Raw genomic sequence first — 17516 nt, 5'->3', positions numbered from 1 at the left:
TTCTCAGCTCCTCGTGAGGGTCGAGCGGGGGTCGAGCAGACCGAGGGCCAGGTCGACGACGAGGTTCACCACCAGCACCACCGCGCCCAGGAGCAGGACGATCGCCTGCACCAGCGGGTAGTCCTGGGCCACGATCGCGCCCACCACACTGCTGCCGAGACCGGGCCAGGCGAAGACGTTCTCGACCAGGACGCTGCCGCCGACCAGCGCGGCGAACAGCAGGCCGCCGACGGTGAGTCCCGCCGTCAGCACATTGGGCAGCGCGTGGCGCAGGTAGAGCAGCCGGGCGGGTAGGCGCTTGCTGCGAGCGACCCGCAGGTGGTCCTGCCCGAGGACGCGGGTGGTCTCGGTGCGGATGATGCGCGCCAGCTGGCAGCTGGGGCCCAGCGCCAGGGCGAGCACGGGCAGCAGGTAGGAGGCGGGTGTGTCGGCTCCGGCCGGCGGCAGCCAGGGCAGGGTGACCGCGAAGACGAAGACCAGGCCCACGCCGATCAGGAAGTCGGGGATGGTGGTGAAGACGCCGGTGACGCCGGTGAAGGCGAGGTCCGCGCCGCGCCGGCGCCCGCCGTGGGTGGCCACGGCCATCCACATGCCGACCGGGAACGCCGTCAGCGCGGTGAGCAGGACGGCCAGGCCGGCCAGCTTCGCGGTGGCCGGCAGCCGCGTCGCGATGACCGACGACACCGGATCGCCGCTGATGATCGAGGTGCCGAGGTCTCCGCTGACGACGCCGCCCAGGTAGTGCAGGTACTGCGTCAGCAAAGGCTCGTCGAGGCCGAGTTCGGTCCGCCGCGCCGCCACCACGGCGGGGTCGGCCGTGATGCCCAGAGCGGAGCGCACCGGATCCCCGGGGACCAGATGGACGATCAGGAACGAGGCGGTGACGACGACGAACAGCGAGACCGCGAGGCGCACCAGTCGTCCGATCAGGAACCATGCCCGGGGGGAGGAACGCCGGATGTCCTCCCCCCGGTCCACCGCGCCTTCGGGGACCTCCCGCGAACCGTCGCGCGGGCCCGTCGCGGGCCCCGGGGATGGCTGAGTCATGGGGTGCTGTCTCCTCAGTGGGCGCGCAGCCGGATGCTGGTCGGGAGGGGCATCTCGCCGGAGATCTCGAAGGTCGCGCCGCGCCCGAAGTAGCTGACGTACTTCTGGGCGATGGGGACGACGTCGGCTCCGGCGAACAGCGCCTTCTCGGCCTCGGTCCACAGCGCGCAGCCTGGCCGTCCGGGGGTCTGCACCGCCTGGGCGACCAGCTGCTCGTACGCGGTGTTGCGGATGCCGGCGAAGTTCGATCCCTTGGGGGAGCCGGGGCCCGAGAAGAAGCTGACGCTCTGCGACGGCAGCTGGGTGGCCAGTGCGATCATCGGGGCCACGTCCCAGTTGTCGCCCTGGAAGATCGCCTGCAGGAAGGCGGCCGAGGTCAGGGTCTTCACCTTGACCTCGACGCCCAGCTTCCGCCACGCGGCGGAGAACAGCTCCATGCCCGCCGGCAGGTTCGGCCGGTCGGAGGCGTACAGCGCGGTGAGGCTCAGCCGGGTGCCGCCCTTCGCCCTGATCCCGTCCGCGCCCTTGGACCAGCCGGCCGCGTCCAGCGCGGCGGCCGCGGCCGTCTCGTCGAACGCCGGGATGCCCGCCGCGGCACCGGAGTCGTCGCAGATCAGCGGCGGCACGCCCATGGTGGTGTCACCGATCTTGCCCTGCCGGTCGGTGAGCACGGCGGCGATCTGCCCGCGGTCCAGGGCCTGTGTGAGCGCCTTGCGCACCACGGGGTCGGCACCGGGGTGGCCCTGGTGCTGGTTGAACACCGCCAGGATCCCGCCGGCTTCGAAGCGGTGCTCCTTCATGGTGCGCACCAGTCGCTGCCGGTCGGGGCCGTTGACGACGCTGCCGTTGAGGCCGCCGCTGGTGAGGAGGTTGGCCGCGGTGGTGTCGTTGCCGACGACCTTCAGGACTACCTTCTTCGGGGCCCCGGGCACATTGATCCGGGCGCCGTTCGGCCCCCAGGCGTACTCGTCACGGCGGACCAGGGTGTAGTGGTCGTTGGGGACGGCCTCGGTCAGCCTGTACGGGCCCGATCCGCTGGTCTTCCCGGCGAGTGCGGTGGGGTCGGCGGTGCCGCTGCCGCACACCACGTAGAAGGCGGACAGCGACTGGAGCAGCAGGCCGTCGGGCTTGCCGGTGGTGATGGTGACGGTGCCCGCGGCGTCGTCGGCCCTGGTGGTGTAGTCCTTGTTCGGCAGCACGATGCCCAGCAGCGGTGAGGCGGCCTTGGGGTCCTTCAGGTACTCCAGGTCCTTGCTGACGACACTGGGGGTCACCGGCGATCCGTCGGAGCACGTGACGCCCTTTCGGATGGTCAGGGTGACCGACGACGGGGTGACCTCCCACTTGGTCGCGATGCCCGGGACCGGGTTCCCCTTGTCGTCCAGGACGACCAGCGGGTCGTAGGCGAAGGACAGGAGGTTGTTGGCCGCGGCGACCACGGTGTGATACGGATCGAGTTTGCCCGGGTCCTGGGCAAGGGTCGCCGTGAACGTCCCGTTGCGGACATAGGCGCCCCGGCCCTCGCCGCCCGGGCCGGAGGCCCCTGCGGAGCAGGCCGTGGCGGCGAGTGCGATCGCGCACAACACCGCTGTCATGGTTCGGTGCAGTTTCATCAGGAGCCTCCAGCAGCCCACCGTGGCGGTGAGGGATGCGGAGGAGCATCCAGCCGGCACGCCCCGGCCGTCTTCGTCGACGGCCACCAGACGGACGCCCCGTGTTCGTCGCCGGGGCCCAAGGGGCCGGATCCGCGGGCACGGGACCGGGGCGATCGCCTCCGGCCCCGCCGGGGTGCCGTGGACCCACACCGACGGGCGTGGATCGTCTGATCCGCACAAGTTCCGATGCGGCGTTGTGCGCGCCCGACGAAGCGGCGCGGTGCGGCGGCCCGGATGCTGTGGCGGATCCTGTGCCGAGGGTGCGGGGCCGCCACGACACGAAGGGCAGACGGATGCAGAACGTCGCAGCGAAGCAGGACCCGCTCGGGCACGAGTGGTTGGTCATCCGCCGCGGGCCGCGATCCGGTGCGACGCTCATCGTCGCGGTGCACTCGACGGTCCTCGGCCCCGCGGTCGGCGGGTGCCGGATGCGGGCCTACCACAACTGGCAGGACGGACTGACCGACGCGCTGCGGCTGTCGGAGGCGATGAGCTACAAGTGCGCCGCGGCCGGTCTTGCCCACGGCGGCGGGAAGACCGTGATCGCACTGGACGAGGGCATCGATCCCGCAGGCGTCGACCGGCGCGCGGTGCTGCTGGACGTCGGCGACCTGGTCGCGGAGTTCGGCGGCCGGTACAGCACCGGGCCCGATGTCGGCACCTCGGCCGAGGACATGGTGGTGGTGCGGGAACGCACCTCGCACGCCCTGTGCCTGCCGAAGTCCCACGGCGGCTCCGGATCTCCCGCGGCGCCGACCGCGACCGGGGTGCTGGCCGCGCTGCGCGCGGTGTCGGCGCACCGCTTCGGTACCACGTCGCTGGCCGGGCGCCGCGTCGCCGTCAGCGGACTCGGCGCGGTCGGCGAGCGGCTGGCACGGAGCATCGCGCAGGAGGGCGCGGAGCTCAAGGTGTCCGATGTGGATGAACGCAAAGAGACGCTGGCCAAGGAACTCGGCGCGGAATGGGTCGAACCAGGGGAGGCGATCACCACCGACACCGAGATCCTCGTTCCGGCCGCGGTCGGCGGCATCCTGCACGGGGCCGTGGTTCCCCGGCTGCGCTGCACGGCGATCGTCGGGCCGGCGAACAATCAACTCGTCACCGACGACGTCGCCGAGGACCTCAGGAGACGGGACATCCTCTGGGCCCCCGATTTCGTGGCCAACGCCGGAGGCGTGATCTACGCCCTCGCCCGCGAGATCGAGGGCATCGGGCACCACGAGGCGATCAGCCGGGTGCAGGACATCGGAACCGTGCTCGCCCGGATCCTGACGGCCGCCGAGCGTGCCGACCGGACGCCGCTCGCGACCGCGAACGACCTCGCGGCCGCCCGGCTCGGGACGGCGCCGCGCGCCGGCCGCATCCCGGCTCACCGGCCCTGAACGGTCCGCCTTCGGCCGGGCGCGAGGCGAGCGGTGACCACGCACCCGCAACGAGCGTTCCCCTGCCTCGCCGGCCGCCGGAACGTCGCCACCATCGCGGTGCCACGGCGAGGAAGGTCATGCGGCCGGCCCGGATGAACGGGGGATGGTGTCTTGTTCGGAGAGTAGCTCGTACTCGATCGGGGTGCGGTAGCCCAGTGCTGAGTGGCGCCGCTGTCGGTTGTAGAGGCCGGGTGCCGGCAGTGGTCGTCGGCGGCCAGGTGGATCTGCGTGGTCAGCCCGCCGCGGGACCGCCCGAGCGCGTGGTCGGCCGGTTCGCCGGCCGGGGCCCCTATTTGACAGGCCCCGGCCGCATGCCGGTGGGCTCGCACGATCGTGGAGTCGACCGCGACGACACGGTCCAGGTCGCCTTAGGTGTCGGCCTGGGCGAGTCGCGCAGTCAGGATGCGCTGGCAGATGCCTCCGGCTGCCCAGGTTCGTAGCCGGTCGTCGACACCCTCCCACGACCCGAAGTGCTCGGGCAGATCCATCCACGACGTGCCGGTTCCGTCCTGGGCGATCGCGTCGATTATCTGCCGGTGACCCCGCCACCGCCCACCGGCTTCGGTGTCCGGTGGGGAAGCAACGGCTCCACACGAGCCCACTGCGCGTCAGTCAACGACACACACCAACCAACGATCAGATGATGTGAGGAAACCCTGCTCGCGGTGGGTCAGTGGTGGCCGTGGCCACCGTCACTACGACGACGCTGGAGCGTGAACTTCTCGAAGACCGACAGCTCACCTGTGGGCGTGATGATGTTGTAGTAGGTGACGTGGATGCGGGTCATGTCACCGGGGTGACGGCCCGGGTCGACGGAGAACTCGGCGAAGCCGTACGGATGCTCCGCGTCGCGGACGCCGATCCAGACCGCCGTCTCCTTCTCCTTGACCGAGTTGTACTTGCCGACGTGCTCCATCTGGACGTATGCCGAGTGATGCCCGTGACCGTCGGCGTCGTCGGTGGTGAAGCTGTTGTTGGTGATGCCGGACACGCCGCCACCGCCGAGAACCATGTGCGTCGTGCCGTGCTCGCTCTCGATCACGTCGAGTGCGCTCTGGCTCGGGTTGGGCGTGAGGGTGACGCTGCCGGGGACGACGCCACGCACCGCCAACGAGCGCTCGTAGTCGTGCTCGTGGCCGCAGACCACCAGGTCGACGCCGTACTTGTCGAACAGCGGGCCGTACGCCGCGCGCAGCGCGAGATCGGCGCCGTTCGCGGCGGTCGCCGAGCTGATCATCACCTGGTGCATGCAGATGACGATCCAGTCGATGTCCTTCGAAGCCCGTGCCGACTTGAGCTCCTTCTCCAGCCAGGCGAGCTGTCGGCCACCGGAGTAGCCCTTGATGTAGATGTCGCCGCCCTCCTGCAGGGCGATCTCGTCGTTCTGCAGGGTGATCACCTTCACCGAGCCGACGGTGAAGGAGTACCAGAGGTTGTCGAGTTCGGGCTGGGTCTCGGTCGAGGGCAGCTCGAAGTAGGTCTGGTACGCGTCGAGACCGAGCTTGCCGTTGCCCAGCTCGATCTCGTGGTTGCCCGCGGCCGGCATCCACGGACGGAATCGCGCCGAGCGGCTGTTGTTGGTGAGGAAGTCGCGCCAGACGCGGACGCGGTCGGGCCCGGTGTTGGCGTAGCAGAGGTCACCGTTGAGGAGGTGGAACAGCGGGCCGACCTTCTCGATACCGGTGACGATGTCGGCTGCGGCGGGCGTGGCGTTGGGCTCGAAGTCCCGGCCCGAGGCGTCGGCCGGGTTCGCTCCCGTCTTCCACGTCACGCTGGGCGCACCCTGGTCGCCGAAGCTGGTGAAGGTGAACGGAGCTCGGCCGGACGGCGCCGTGTGGAAGGTGCCGGCGTCGGGGGTGGCGCCGTCGTGCTGGGCCGCGTACAGGTAGTCGGTGTCGGCCTTGAGCTTGCTGATCAGCGCGTGATGGACCCAGACGGTGCGCCCGGAGGTGCCGTCCACGTAGGTCTTCGTCCTCGCGTGCGCTGTGGAGCCGAAGCCGCCACTGAGAGTGCCGTAAACGACCCGCGGGTTCTTGACGGCCGCGTCGGTGACCCACGAGACAACCATCTGGCTGCGTGGGTCGGCGCCGAAGGTCAGGTGCAGGCCCTGGACGGGGGTGGTGGCCGATCCGGTGGTGAGACCGGTGACCTCTGACTTCGCCGGGACCGCCTCGGCGGTTCCGGCGCCGAGGACCAGCGGCCCGGCGGCGGCGCCGGACACTGTCGCGCCGAACAGGCCGAGCGCGTTGCGACGAGAGATTCTGGTTTGCTTGGGTTCTTCGGACATTCCAGGGGCCTTTCGCGTCGTCGGGTGCAGTTGCACACCGACCGTCCAGCAGCGCTTCGAACCTGACAGCGGGCTGCGGCAGGTCAGCGGCGCGCACTCACGGACGCTAGGAAGCACAGTCGACCGGAGCGGTGAGACGGGTATGAACGCCAGATGGCGGTCACCGCAACGGACGGCACTTCCCGCGGTGGCCTCGCCCTGTCTTGGCTGATGCCGTGGTGGGGTTGGGATGTCGCGCGGTTCCAGGTCCTCGCCTCACGGGTGGAGTGAACCGTTCCGGGTTCGGTGCAGAGCGCTGAACCTTGGAGGGATGCGCTCATGTTGGCGCGGAGGAAGTACTCAAGGGCTGTCCCGCTATTAGCTCAGCCGCACCCCGCTTGAGCGGCTGACAGGCGGCTGACTGGCCTGATCTGCATGACGAATCCGTTTGGGCCCGCCCGCGGACCGCGCGTAGTCTTCTGGAGCATGTGCTACCACGCGTTCAACGGCGCTTCCCGGCACTACGTGTGCGTTGCGTGCCGGCTCTCCTTCAAGGGCAGCACGTGGCCGATCCGGAAGCGCATCTGTCCTGGATGTCGTGAGCAGCTCGTCTTCGCCGGCTACGACTTCGCCGCGCCCCGACGATGCGACACGAAGGCATGGTCCGTCGTTGCTACCGTGCTCGCAGAGGGGCTGACCTACGACCACCGCCCGGGCTGCGGATGCTCGCCGCTCCCCTCGTTCCGCCCCCGGACACGAGCACAGGTGCGTGTCCGCCGACGCGCGGCCGAGCGGCTGGGGCTGCCTCTGTCGGTGGCCCTCGCCCGCCGCGATGCCCTCACCCCGGAGAGCCGCGATGAGTATCCCCCTCACCGTTGGCAGCCAGGCCCGATAAGAGCTGAGCGTCACGACGGGACCGGAAGGAACAGGGTGTAGCAACGGGAGTCAGGGGCACTGGGGCAGCGATGTGATGATCTTGACGTGACATGTGTGATCACGGAGCCCGGCGACGTTCCTGCACTTCGTCAGCGTCGGCGCCGGCCAGGGCACAGGAGTCGACGACCTCGTCTTCGCGGTTGTTCTGCGCGGCAAGCACCTGCCAGCTCTGCGGGCCGGGCTATCAGCCCACCATCGAGCTGACGCCCCCTGCGGGCTGGGAGATGGCAGGAGACTTGAAGGGCGACCTGTTCTTCCTCGCGCCACGCTGGGACACCGCCACCTACGTCACCCGGGCGGGAGCCGCCGTCTTCAGCTACCTGGCCACCTTGCAGTACAGCTCCACGGCCGGCGCCCCCGAGAAGGCGGTCGCCGACCACATGAAGACCGCCTACACCAAGCCCGCCACCACCAAGCCCACCAACGCCGCCAAGAAGCCCCCCGGCCAAAGCGCCGACAACCCGCTGCACCGTCTCTTCCACGACAAGACGCGGCGCGAGAAGAACCGCAGCGAGGCCATCCGCAACTGCCGCCAGTACTGGGGCACCAACTACGCCGCCGGTGGCAAGGAATGCGACGAGTTCCCCTTCGCCGTCACCTACGAAGGCTGCGCCCAGGCGCTCCCCGCCTATGAGCCGTCCAAGCCGAAGAACAACTACTCGGTCCTGCCGCTGCCCAAGCCGGACAACGGAGCAGCCGGCACCCTGCTGGCCGGATTCCTGCTGAAGAACCGCCTCGTCGACGGCCAGGACGACGCCTTCATCGTCCAGATCACCTGACGCAGCCGGTGGGCGGGAGGCGTGCACCCGGGTGCCTCCCGCCCATCTGCGGTCAGGCCGCGGGCCAGAACTGCACCAGGTACCGCTCCACGCCCTTGGGGACCTCCAGCTGCGCCAGGCGGCCCACCTCCGCACGCCCGGTGCAGTACACCCGCACCTGCCACTGGGTGTCGGTGGCGCCAAGCTCCAGGGACTCCCCGATCGGGCCGCCCGCCACGCCCCAGATCCGCAGTTCACCCGACTGGGAGAACAGCGGGGCCTGGCCGCTGGCCTCCCACGGCTCACGGGTATCGGCCGGTGGCTCGGCGTCGAAGACTTCGGCTCTCAGGTGCGCGGTGTGGGTGTGGCCGCCGCTTTCGATGTCCAACCGCCTGGGGCGTGCGGTCAAGAAGGGTTCACCGATGCTCTCCCGGCCGTCCGGATACATCTCGGGAACGAACTGGTCCTCGGCTTCCTGCAGGCAGAACCCATAGAAGTCCACATCGACCTCAACCTCCTGATGCCGTAACAGCACAACCACCGTCCCTGCACATCGACAACGGCGTGAGCCAGTCTGCCCGAGGTACTCACCAGACCATGCCTCGCCTCATCGGCGGCGGGCCGCTCAGGACCGCGACACCCCTAGCCTGCAGCCGCATCCGCGTTGGTGCGCCTGTCCACGCTGGGCCGTGGACGTGGATCAGCCGTACAGGGCATCGTCGGTCCACCAGGGTGCTTGCTCAGCCGCGCTTTCCGGTTCGACCGTCTGCGGCGTTCCGTCGCCCCTGCCGAGACCGCTTGCGCCGAGCCGAGCGTCGCTCGTTGCTCTCTGGGGTTCACCAACGGCCGCGGCGTGCCGTGTGGCGGCCGCGCAGGCGGGGCACGCGTCGGCGACACGCCAGATGCGGCCGCACGCGCTGCGTGTCAGCAGCAGTGCGATCGGCCCGTCGCACCCCCGGTGTCGTTGATGCCACTGGCAGCCGTGTTCCTCGCACCGGCACGTCCGAAGGTGACCAAGGTAGCGGTTCGGAGCGTGCATGCTGCGCCAGATGCCGGACCACCACGGCCTGGGTGGCGACCATTTCCGCAGAGGCTGGTAGCCGGTCGCAGTGCGGGCAGATCAGGTCCGTCCCGCCAGGGCTGGGACGGACCGGGAGTGTCCAGGTGCGCATCACCGGCTGGGGGAGTGCCCGTGCCCTATCGCGAGCTGTCCTCCCTGCTGTATGGCGAGTGGTTCGGCCGGCGGCCCCCGCGCAGTAGGCGACGGATCAAGGTCATCGAGACCCTGGAACGGCCTGAATCCAGGAATGCCTGGACTGTCAGATTGGCCTTGGGATCGGCCGACGCTCGGGGTCCTGGCCGTATCGATGCCGAGGGTGAGGTCGGGAGCCTCTCTGCATACAACAGAGCATGCGGGTAATTCTCGACGGGCTACTCCGGTCCCGCACTTCGGGTCGTGCAGCGTCGTCGGTCCGCAAGGGGTGGGGCCGGGTTCCCGGCCCTCCCGCACCGGCGCCAGTGCGGCGTCAGGTGAACAGGGCCGCCTTCGGGGCTGCATCGATGTGCTGCGTGTCCAGGGCGATACCGGTGAAGACGATCTCGTGATGGCGCTCGCCGTAGTGGTCGTGCCCAAACCGCGAGGCGACTGTGCGCCGTTGGGTCGAGGCACCATCCCAGGCGTCCGGCATCTCGTACAGCCGGCCATCGGCTACCTGTGCGGTCGGATGTGTGCTCGAGTTAACGCCGGGTGATCACAGCATCGGCACGGCTGAACAGCTGGGGGTGTGGTGTCGTCGAGCGATGTATTTCGCCCGTCCCGCCGGTCTCCCCGTCCCATTGCCGCGGACGCGAGTCTGGAGCGGCCACTCGCGTGCGAGGGCCATTACCCGAGATCTTCCTTCCGGAAGATTGTCGATGAAGCGCGCTGTGCGCAGGGGATCCCGGGCCGGTTCTCTCCGTCCGGATGCGGTTCAGAAATGTCGGAGAAAAGAACGGACCGCGTTCCTTGAAATCCGTGAAGCGTTCTTTCGTAATCCGCGATGGAAACCGTTGTCGAATTCGCGGTGTGAAAGTGACCGTTTGCCGGCGTGTGTTCTCTGTGGCAATCTTGCCTGCGGGGAAGAAAGCAGAAGCGCGGTCGGATGCTGCCGCCTCCCCCAAGCGGTGGCCTGAATCCATGGAGATGGGTGACGTGACACCTCCCCTGAAGCATGAGCCGCACCCCGGGCATGAACACACGCACGGTGAAAGTTGCGGGCACGTGGCAGTTCCTCATGGTGATCACGTGGACTACGTGCACGATGGGCACCTTCACCGAGAGCACCAGGGGCACACGGACGAATGCGAGGTCGGCGAACACCAGGAACACGCCGGTCATGCCCACTCGCACGGGGCGGGCTGCGGGCACGCGGCGGTACCGCACGGTGATCACACGGACTATGTGCACGACGGCCACCGGCATGCGGCGCACGACGGTCACTGGGACGACCACTAACCGTTCTTCGTGCTGGTCCGAAAAGAAAATGCACCCCAATCCGGGGTGCATTTTCTTTGTGTGCTGTCGGCCTGGTGGCCGTGCCGTTCGCCTGCAACGATCGGAGTTCCGGCCGTGACCCGGAGGGGTCACGGCCGGACTTTCTTCTTCGGGACGCGCACCCGGAATTCAGGGCAGGTGCAGGAGATTGAGCCGGTAGCCCTCGGCTTGGGGGAGCCGCTGCGCGGTGAGTGCGGACACCATCTGCCGGTAGGGGAGCGGTAGTTCGGCCAGCATGGGATCGGGCAGGCTGGTGAGGGTGTGCGACGCCAGCACACCGGTCCCCGGACGCCATTCGGCCCGCTGGGCCGGCTCGGGGCAGTACCACTGCATACGGGCCTCGCCCTTGCTGAGGGCGTCGTGCGGTTCCTGGGTCTCGAAGAAGCCGGGGCCGGCGGTGTCGAGGGCCGGCAGAGCGCCCCGGAAGCGGTCGGCGAGGAGATCGACGACCCGGCGCACATCGCTCTCGTGCAGGTAGGGCAGTATGGCCTCCGCCACGAACAGGTACGGCCCGTCGGCGCGCGAGGCCACCTCGGCGGCCCATGCCCCGTCCGTTACCGAGGCCGCGATCATCGTCCGCCGCGGGGTGTCCGTGAAGAAGTTCCCGCGCAGGCCGATCACATCGGGCAGGTCGAGGTCGAACCACCGGGCGCGGCCGTTGTCGACGCGTTCGTAGCGCGTGTTGAGTCCGGTGCCGATCTCGACCGCGGTTCCCTCGGGGTGCGCGGACAGGAAGTCGGCCACCCACCGGTCGAACAGGAGGGTGCTCAGCAAGGCGCCGGTGAGGCTGGGGAGACCGTCGAAGCGCGCGAAGTCGTAGTCCAGCGAGGCGACGAGTTCCTCGGCCCGCGGGTCCCGCAGCAGGGCGTGTTCCTTGTGGTTCTCCACCGCGCGGGCGTACAGCGGGATGAGGAGCGTTTCCTGCACGGTTCCCAGGCGCGGCTTTTCCCTGTCCGTGAGCGGCCTCCCTGACACGGATCGTGGGCCGGGCCGGACGGTGCCGTGGCTGCGACCACCGTCCGGCCCGGAGTCTCAGTGCCCCGTCGCCGCCGTGAGGGGGTCGTGCTCGTGCTCGCAGCTCTCGTCGAAACCGAAGGTCTCCCAGGCGGGGAAGGGGTCGGAATCGGGCCGAGCCTCGCCTTCCCGCATGAGGCAGTCGGTCAATGCCGCCCGCAGTGACTCCGCGGCCAGGTGGGTGCCGATGAAGACGAGTTCCTGGTTGTAGGGGCTGTCGGCGTCACGCGCGGAGGACGGCTCGAAGCGCGCCACCGAGCCGGCCTGCGACCACAGCCCCGTGACACGAGGCCGGCTGGAGAGAGTGAAGAAGCCCTTGGACCTGAGCACCTGCCCGTAGGCGCCGCTGTCGAGCGCCTCGGTCACGAAGGTCCACAGCCGCCCGGGGTGGAAGGGCCTCGCGGAACGGAAGACGGTGGAGGAGATGCCGTACTCCTCCGTCTCGGGAACATGGTCGCCGTTGAGTTCCCTCACCCAGCCCGGAGCCTGCTGCGCCCGCTCCAGATCGAAGCGGGAGGTGCCCAGGACCTCGCTGACAGGGACGTGGCCCCGCACGGCCGGCACGACATGGGCCGCCGGGTTGAGCCGGGTGAGGGTGGCCCGCAGCCGTGCGGCGGACGTGGCGTCGACGAGGTCGAGTTTGTTGAGGACGATCACGTCCGCGAACTCGATCTGGTCCATCAGCAGGTCGCTGACCGTGCGTTCGTCGTCCTCGTACTGGTCCAGGCCCCGTTCGGCCAGTTCATCGCCGCCGGCCAACTCGGGCAGGAAGTTGGCGGCGTCCACGACCGTGACCATCGTGTCCAGCCGGGCCAGGTCGCCGAGGGTGGCGCCGTCGTCGCGGGCGAAAGCGAAGGTGGCGGCAACCGGCATGGGCTCGGAGATGCCGGAGGACTCGATGAGGAGGTAGTCGAAGCGCCCCTCGCGCGCCAGCCGGTCCACTTCTTCCAGCAGGTCGTCGCGCAAGGTGCAGCAGATGCACCCGTTGGTCATCTCGACCAGACGCTCCTCGGTGCGCGACAGCGCTGCCTCGCCGCCGCGCACCAGGGCGGCGTCGACGTTGATCTCGCTCATGTCGTTGACGATGACGGCGACGCGCAATCCCTCGCGGTTTGCGAGGACATGGTTGAGCAGGGTGGTCTTGCCGGAGCCGAGGAACCCCGAAAGGACGGTGACGGGAAGGCGGCGCGCGGGGGCGTGTGTCATGTGGGAATCAGCCGTCGGGGCGGAGCAGACCGCGCTCGTACGCCTTGGCCAGCCGCTGGGGGACCTGGTACGGCACGCCGTCCACCGTGACCGTCACCAGCTGAGGCGTCGTGGCCTTCCACTGCGCGCGACGGTGCCGGGTGTTGCTGCGCGACATTTTGCGTTTGGGTACGGCCATGGGGACCTCCAGGTACGAGCGGTGAACGAGGTAGACGATACATGAAAATGGATTTCATTACGACATCCGGTTGCCCCGGTATCGACTGGCCCTGATGATCCGAGTCGGCCCCGTTTCGGGGTCGGCAAGGTCAGCAGGCGCAGCGGCAGTCGCGATTGTTCGCCGCCACGCGGCTGGTGGTCCCCTCTTCGGCCCACCGCTTCTCGGTGGCGGCGAGGAACTTGGGATCCTCGATCGAGGGCCGGTTGTTCTCCAGGGCCTCGCGCTCCCATTCGGGACCGAACTGCCGGGCGTGGCCGGGGTCGGCGGCCCTCATCTCGGTGATGACCGCCGGGGTGGTGACGCGTCCGCGGAAGAGCTGGGGGTGATCTCGCCGATGAGCATCTTCGCCCACGGGTCCCGCGGCTGCCGTTCGCGCTTGACGCGGTTTGCCTTCGTGCGCCCCATCGGCGCCTCCTTCTTCTCGTGACGGGGGCCGAGAGTGACACCGGCCCATGGCACTTGTCCATCATGACATTCATTTCCATATGGTCTCGACCGCCCGGTGCCGGATCGTGCGGAAGAGCGGTGGGAAGAGGGGCGTGGCCGCCCTGCCGGCTGAGGATGGGCACCGGGTCAGCCGGAGACGCGGCGTCCGTGACCGGTGGGGAAGCTGACGGGCGAAGACCGATCTGGTGCTCCGCGGAGGATCAGCGACGAGCTCGCCGGAGAGGTGATCGATCGTCAGGACGCCGGAGAAGGGGCGGTGCGGGGCCACGCACTGGTCAACTTGACCCGGCCCTGAAGGACCGGGCTTGCAGGTAGGTACACGACTGGCTGTCGTGTGCTCTCCCGCATCTGAGCCCCTGCTAGGCAGGGGCTGGGACGCGTGACGCACGCCCCGCAAGCCACGCAGCCTCGCCCTTACGGGCGATGTTGCGGGAAGCATTCAGGTCAGCGTGCGCAACGACGCCGCACGACCTGCACTCGAACCGGGCCTGTGAGGCCCGGTTCTTCTTGTCTGTGTACTGGCACTCTGAGCACTGCTGGCTGGTGTACGCGGGATCCACGTACACCAGGGGCACGCCGTGCCGGCGTGCCTTGTACTCCAGAAACTGCCCGAGCTGGGCGAACGCCCAGGAGTGCACCGCAGCCCGTTGGGGCTTTCTCAACCGAGCCCTCTCACGGATGCCACCCAGGTCCTCCAGGGCGATGCCGCGCGAGGTGCGTTCAGCCTCAGCCACGATGCGCTTCGAAATGGTGTGGTTCACGTCCGCGGCGAACCGCCGCTCGCGGCGGGCCCGCTTCTTCAGCAGCCGCTTCGTCGACTTCGTGCACTTTCTTTGCAGCTTGGCTCGCAGTGCCGCCTGCCGTGCGCGGTACCGGTTCAACCTGCGGCCGGCGAGGACATCGCCGTCGGACGTCGTTGCGATGTTCACAATGCCGAGATCCACGCCCAGGAACCCGTCCGGGTCCTCGTTGAGCTCCGCCTCGGGGACCTCGCACGTTGCGAGAAGGTAGAAGTCCCCGTCGCGTTCGACCAGGTCAGACTCGCCCTTGCGGTGATCGCGCAAGACCTTCAGCTGGTCTGCGTCGCCGACAAAGCGCATGCCCTTCAGCCGGCCGGAGGTCGTCCAGATGGACACAGTCCCAGCATCAAACTGCCAGGTGAGGATCCTGTCGTCGTACGGCTGCGCCGCCACGGCCCGGAACGTGACCGGCTTCGACTCTGTCTCTACACGCCGCTTCGAACCCGGCTTCCCGAGGTTCCCCGCCTTGATGTTCGCGTGCAGAGTTGTGTATGCGTCGCTGACCTTCTTGATCGTACGTATCGCTGCCTGGGCACCCAGCCCAGCGGCCTTCAGGTCCGCATAGACGAGCTTCTGCAAGCCGAACTTCGAAAACTCCCGCTTGGTGAAGGCAACCTCGGCAGCCCGGTCAGCGCCGGCGTTGCATGCGTGCAGCGTCGACCGCAACGCGACCGCCTGCTCGGCGGTCGGCAGCAGCTTGGCTTGCACGACAATCTTCACGCCCACGACCAGTACCGTATTCGGCCGGACTGACAATCGCCGCCGTTGACGGCCGACTTGAGGCGCAGCGAGGTCTGGGCGTTTCACGCCCAGGCGTTCAGGAGCCGATTCCTCCGGGGGGCTGAAGCCCCGGGCTTCCTCGGCAGAACACGGTGAAGAAGTCAAGGGCCGCGGTGACCATGTCGCGATCGGCAGCCCCCGGATCTCACGGGCCTCGGCCTCAAGCCGCAACCGGAGGTCCCCTCGAAGCGTCTGAGGACCACCGTTCATCGAGAAGGTCCGCGACGTGGTGGGGCTGTATCTGCGGCTTCTGGAGTCGGACGTCCACCTGGTGTGGGCAACGCGTCCACCCACAAGACCCTGGTCACCGGGAAACGTCCGGTCGTCCGCCCGCGGTCGCCCTCCCGCCGGCCGTTCTTCGGCTGAACCGGGTCGGGCGGTGACTGGCGCTGGTGACGGCTCCGCAGCCACCTCGAGGCGTGCGTCCGTGACGGGCCGGCCGGCGGGTGAGTTCGCGCAGAGGTGCCGCGCGTGGGCGGCGGGTTGATCAACTGGCCTCACGGGGCTCGGGCGGGTCGGCCGGGACAGCAGGCACGGGCCCTCCGGTGATCACTGAGCGTGGAGAAGCCCGTGATCACCCAGGCCCGTGCCTGTCTCGTGCCAGAGCGTCCGGCCGCCGGGAAGCTCACCGCTTGCCGGTCGGTCCTACGATGCCGGCGGGGGGTGGGGCGGTCACGGCAGCGACCGCCCCACCTCGGCTGGACGTTCGGATCTCAGTGTTCGACGCGTCAGAACTGCAGCGCCCAGGAGTCGATCCTCCCGGTGTCGAGGTTGGCGTTGTCGCTGACCCGCAGCTTCCAGGTGCCGTTCGCGACCTCGGAGGAGGCGTTGACGGTGTACGTGGTGTTGATGTTGTCCGAGCTGCCGCCCGTGCCGTAGCCCTTCAGCGTGTAGGCGGTGCCGTCAGGCGCGATGAGCTGGACCTGGAGGTCGCCGATGTAGGTGTGCACGATGTTGACCGGGACCTGGAGGGCGGACGGGGCGTTGCCCGCGATGCCGCTGACGGTGACGGGCGACTCGACCGTGGCGTTGTCGTTGATCGTGTAGTCGGTCGTGTTCTCGAACCTCGGGCCGGGCGGGGGCGTCGTGCCGGTGCCGACGTACAGCAGCCGGTTCGGTGACCCGCTGCCGGGGTTGCCGACCACGTTCGGCGTCGCCGCGGTGGTCAGGGCGGAGGAGACCTGCGCCGGGGTGGCCGTGCGGTTGTTCGCCAGGTAGAGCGCGGCCGCACCGGCGACGTGCGGGGTCGCCATCGAGGTGCCGGAGATGGTGTTGCTGGCGCTGTCGCTGGTGTTCCAGGCCGAGGTGATCGACGAGCCCGGGGCGAAGATGTCCAGGACGCTGCCGTAGTTGGAGAAGCTGGAGCGGGCGTCGGTGCTGGTGGTGGAGCCCACGGTGATCGCCTCGGTCACCCGGGCCGGGGAGGTGTTGGCGGCGTTGGCGCCGTCGTTGCCCGCCGCGATGGCGTAGGTGACGCCGGAGGCGATCGAGTTGCGCACGGCGGTGTCCAGGGCGGAGTCGACGCCGCCGCCGAGGCTCATGTTGGCGACGGCCGGCTTGACGGCGTTCTGCGTCACCCAGTCGATGCCCGCGACGACCTGCGCGGTGGTGCCGGAGCCGGCGTTGTTGAGGACGCGGACGCCGACGATCCTGGCCTTCTTGGCGACGCCGTAGGAGTTTCCGGCGACGGTGGCGGCGACGTGTGTGCCGTGGCCGTTGCCGTCCTGGGCCGTGTTGTCGTTGTCGATGGCGTCGTAGCCGTAGGAGGCCCGGCCGCCGAAGTCGCTGTGGGTGATCCGCACGCCGGTGTCGATGATGTAGGCCGTGACGCCCTCACCCGCCGGATCGGGGTAGGTGTAGCTCTGGTTGAGGGGGAGCGCCCGCTGGTCGATACGGTCCAGGCCCCAGGACGGGGGGTTCGGCTGGGTGCCGGAGATGGTGAAGACGCGGTTCTGCACGACGGACTCGACGGCCGGGTCGGCGGCGAACTTCTTCGCCTGCGCCTCGGAGAGTTCGACGGCGTATCCGTTGAGAGCGGCGGTGTACGTCTTCTTGATCTTGGCTCCGTACTCCGCGGCGAGGGCCTTGCCCGCCTTGGAGTCGGCGTCGGCGGCCGAGTCGTCGAGGGTGACGATGTAGCTGTCGGCGATGGCGCCGGGCGCGTCCTGGTTCTGGATGACGCCTTCCGGGGCTGCCTCGGCGGCGGAGGCGGGAAGGGCGGACGCGGTGCCGAGCGCGAGGGCGGCGACGGCTATCGCACCGATGGCGGACAGTCTTCGCCGCGAGTTGCGCATCACGGACATGTGGGGGGTCCTCCTCAATGGTGGTGCGCTGATGTGGGGGGCCTTGCCGGCGGTCAGGGGCATGTCAATCCATGTCCACTGGCTCGTGGTGGCGCCGAGATATCGGCGGGGTTGACGTGCCGCTGCC

The 17516-nt window shown here is 69.1% G+C and carries 15 protein-coding genes and 1 pseudogene; 3 read left to right on the top strand and 13 right to left on the bottom strand.

Translation table 11 applies throughout. The features are described 5' to 3' along the window. Positions 1-3 precede the first annotated feature (3 nt). Positions 4-1047, bottom strand: coding sequence for an ABC transporter permease (locus AB0F62_RS26345; RefSeq protein ID WP_361803960.1), 1044 nt, complete (start codon positions 1045-1047; stop codon positions 4-6). Positions 1048-1061: 14 nt separating this feature from the next. Beyond that, on the bottom strand, positions 1062-2660 hold the full coding sequence (locus tag AB0F62_RS26340; protein ID WP_361803957.1) for an ABC transporter substrate-binding protein: 1599 nt from the start codon (positions 2658-2660) through the stop codon (positions 1062-1064). Between the two features lie 335 nt (positions 2661-2995). Between AB0F62_RS26340 and AB0F62_RS26335 the strand changes: the two genes are divergently transcribed. Next, complete coding sequence (locus tag AB0F62_RS26335) at positions 2996-4084, top strand: Glu/Leu/Phe/Val dehydrogenase dimerization domain-containing protein (protein ID WP_361803954.1); 1089 nt, start codon at positions 2996-2998, stop codon at positions 4082-4084. 245 nt (positions 4085-4329) lie between these two features. Here AB0F62_RS26335 and AB0F62_RS26330 read toward each other — a convergent pair. The 3 genes and pseudogenes from AB0F62_RS26330 to AB0F62_RS26320 all read right to left on the bottom strand — a co-directional run. Continuing rightward, positions 4330-4476 (bottom strand): annotated as a pseudogene (locus AB0F62_RS26330) (IS5/IS1182 family transposase); the annotation flags it as partial. 18 nt (positions 4477-4494) lie between these two features. Beyond that, positions 4495-4728 (bottom strand): transposase, encoded by a 234-nt coding sequence (locus AB0F62_RS26325; protein ID WP_361803951.1) that lies wholly within the window; start codon positions 4726-4728, stop codon positions 4495-4497. Between the two features lie 68 nt (positions 4729-4796). Next, positions 4797-6413 (bottom strand): metallophosphoesterase family protein, encoded by a 1617-nt coding sequence (locus AB0F62_RS26320; protein WP_361803948.1) that lies wholly within the window; start codon positions 6411-6413, stop codon positions 4797-4799. Between the two features lie 1139 nt (positions 6414-7552). Between AB0F62_RS26320 and AB0F62_RS26315 the strand changes: the two genes are divergently transcribed. Continuing rightward, positions 7553-8107, top strand: a complete 555-nt coding sequence (locus AB0F62_RS26315) for a hypothetical protein (protein ID WP_361803945.1) — start codon at positions 7553-7555, stop codon at positions 8105-8107. 52 nt (positions 8108-8159) lie between these two features. Here the strand turns inward: AB0F62_RS26315 and AB0F62_RS26310 are convergent, their stop codons facing one another. Then, a complete protein-coding gene (locus AB0F62_RS26310) occupies positions 8160-8588 on the bottom strand; it encodes a hypothetical protein (protein WP_361803942.1) in 429 nt (142 codons plus the stop codon). 1024 nt (positions 8589-9612) lie between these two features. After that, on the bottom strand, positions 9613-9774 hold the full coding sequence (locus AB0F62_RS26305; protein ID WP_361803939.1) for a hypothetical protein: 162 nt from the start codon (positions 9772-9774) through the stop codon (positions 9613-9615). Positions 9775-10268: 494 nt separating this feature from the next. Here AB0F62_RS26305 and AB0F62_RS26300 point away from each other — a divergent pair, with 494 nt between their 5' ends. Further along, positions 10269-10580, top strand: coding sequence for a hypothetical protein (locus AB0F62_RS26300; RefSeq protein ID WP_361804038.1), 312 nt, complete (start codon positions 10269-10271; stop codon positions 10578-10580). Positions 10581-10748: 168 nt separating this feature from the next. On the opposite strand, the gene AB0F62_RS26295 is transcribed toward AB0F62_RS26300, so the two are convergent. From AB0F62_RS26295 to AB0F62_RS26270, 6 genes are all read right to left on the bottom strand, one after another. Then, the gene (locus AB0F62_RS26295) at positions 10749-11546 is read right to left on the bottom strand and encodes a class I SAM-dependent methyltransferase (RefSeq protein WP_361803936.1); all 798 of its coding nucleotides are present in this window, start codon (positions 11544-11546) and stop codon (positions 10749-10751) included. Between the two features lie 105 nt (positions 11547-11651). Beyond that, a complete protein-coding gene (locus AB0F62_RS26290) occupies positions 11652-12839 on the bottom strand; it encodes a GTP-binding protein (RefSeq protein WP_361803933.1) in 1188 nt (395 codons plus the stop codon). A gap of 7 nt (positions 12840-12846) precedes the next feature. Then, the gene (gene rpmF / locus AB0F62_RS26285; RefSeq protein WP_361803930.1) at positions 12847-13017 is read right to left on the bottom strand and encodes a 50S ribosomal protein L32; all 171 of its coding nucleotides are present in this window, start codon (positions 13015-13017) and stop codon (positions 12847-12849) included. Between the two features lie 130 nt (positions 13018-13147). Beyond that, positions 13148-13411: a hypothetical protein gene (locus AB0F62_RS26280; protein ID WP_361803927.1), complete on the bottom strand. Its 264-nt coding sequence runs from the start codon at positions 13409-13411 to the stop codon at positions 13148-13150. Between the two features lie 454 nt (positions 13412-13865). After that, positions 13866-15038 (bottom strand): transposase, encoded by a 1173-nt coding sequence (locus AB0F62_RS26275; RefSeq protein ID WP_361804035.1) that lies wholly within the window; start codon positions 15036-15038, stop codon positions 13866-13868. Between the two features lie 776 nt (positions 15039-15814). Continuing rightward, entirely contained in the window at positions 15815-17389 is a 1575-nt protein-coding gene (locus AB0F62_RS26270; RefSeq protein ID WP_361803924.1) for a S8 family peptidase, read from the bottom strand. Between the last annotated feature and the right edge of the window lie 127 nt (positions 17390-17516).

The sequence above is a fragment of the Streptomyces sp. NPDC026673 genome (genome assembly GCF_040638135.1).
In the GTDB taxonomy this organism is placed as follows: Bacteria; Actinomycetota; Actinomycetes; order Streptomycetales; family Streptomycetaceae; genus Actinacidiphila.
This window is presented reverse-complemented; position numbering and strand designations above follow the sequence as displayed.

Coding starts and splice junctions, on each gene's coding strand:
- AB0F62_RS26300 (WP_361804038.1), top strand. CDS start 10,269: ATGGGTGACGTGACACCTCCCCTGAAGCATGAGCCGCACCCCGGGCAT.
- AB0F62_RS26290 (WP_361803933.1), bottom strand. CDS start 12,839: ATGACACACGCCCCCGCGCGCCGCCTTCCCGTCACCGTCCTTTCGGGG.
- AB0F62_RS26305 (WP_361803939.1), bottom strand. CDS start 9,774: ATGCCGGACGCCTGGGATGGTGCCTCGACCCAACGGCGCACAGTCGCC.
- rpmF (WP_361803930.1), bottom strand. CDS start 13,017: ATGGCCGTACCCAAACGCAAAATGTCGCGCAGCAACACCCGGCACCGT.
- AB0F62_RS26270 (WP_361803924.1), bottom strand. CDS start 17,389: ATGTCCGTGATGCGCAACTCGCGGCGAAGACTGTCCGCCATCGGTGCG.
- AB0F62_RS26315 (WP_361803945.1), top strand. CDS start 7,553: ATGGCAGGAGACTTGAAGGGCGACCTGTTCTTCCTCGCGCCACGCTGG.
- AB0F62_RS26335 (WP_361803954.1), top strand. CDS start 2,996: ATGCAGAACGTCGCAGCGAAGCAGGACCCGCTCGGGCACGAGTGGTTG.
- AB0F62_RS26340 (WP_361803957.1), bottom strand. CDS start 2,660: ATGAAACTGCACCGAACCATGACAGCGGTGTTGTGCGCGATCGCACTC.
- AB0F62_RS26320 (WP_361803948.1), bottom strand. CDS start 6,413: ATGTCCGAAGAACCCAAGCAAACCAGAATCTCTCGTCGCAACGCGCTC.
- AB0F62_RS26345 (WP_361803960.1), bottom strand. CDS start 1,047: ATGACTCAGCCATCCCCGGGGCCCGCGACGGGCCCGCGCGACGGTTCG.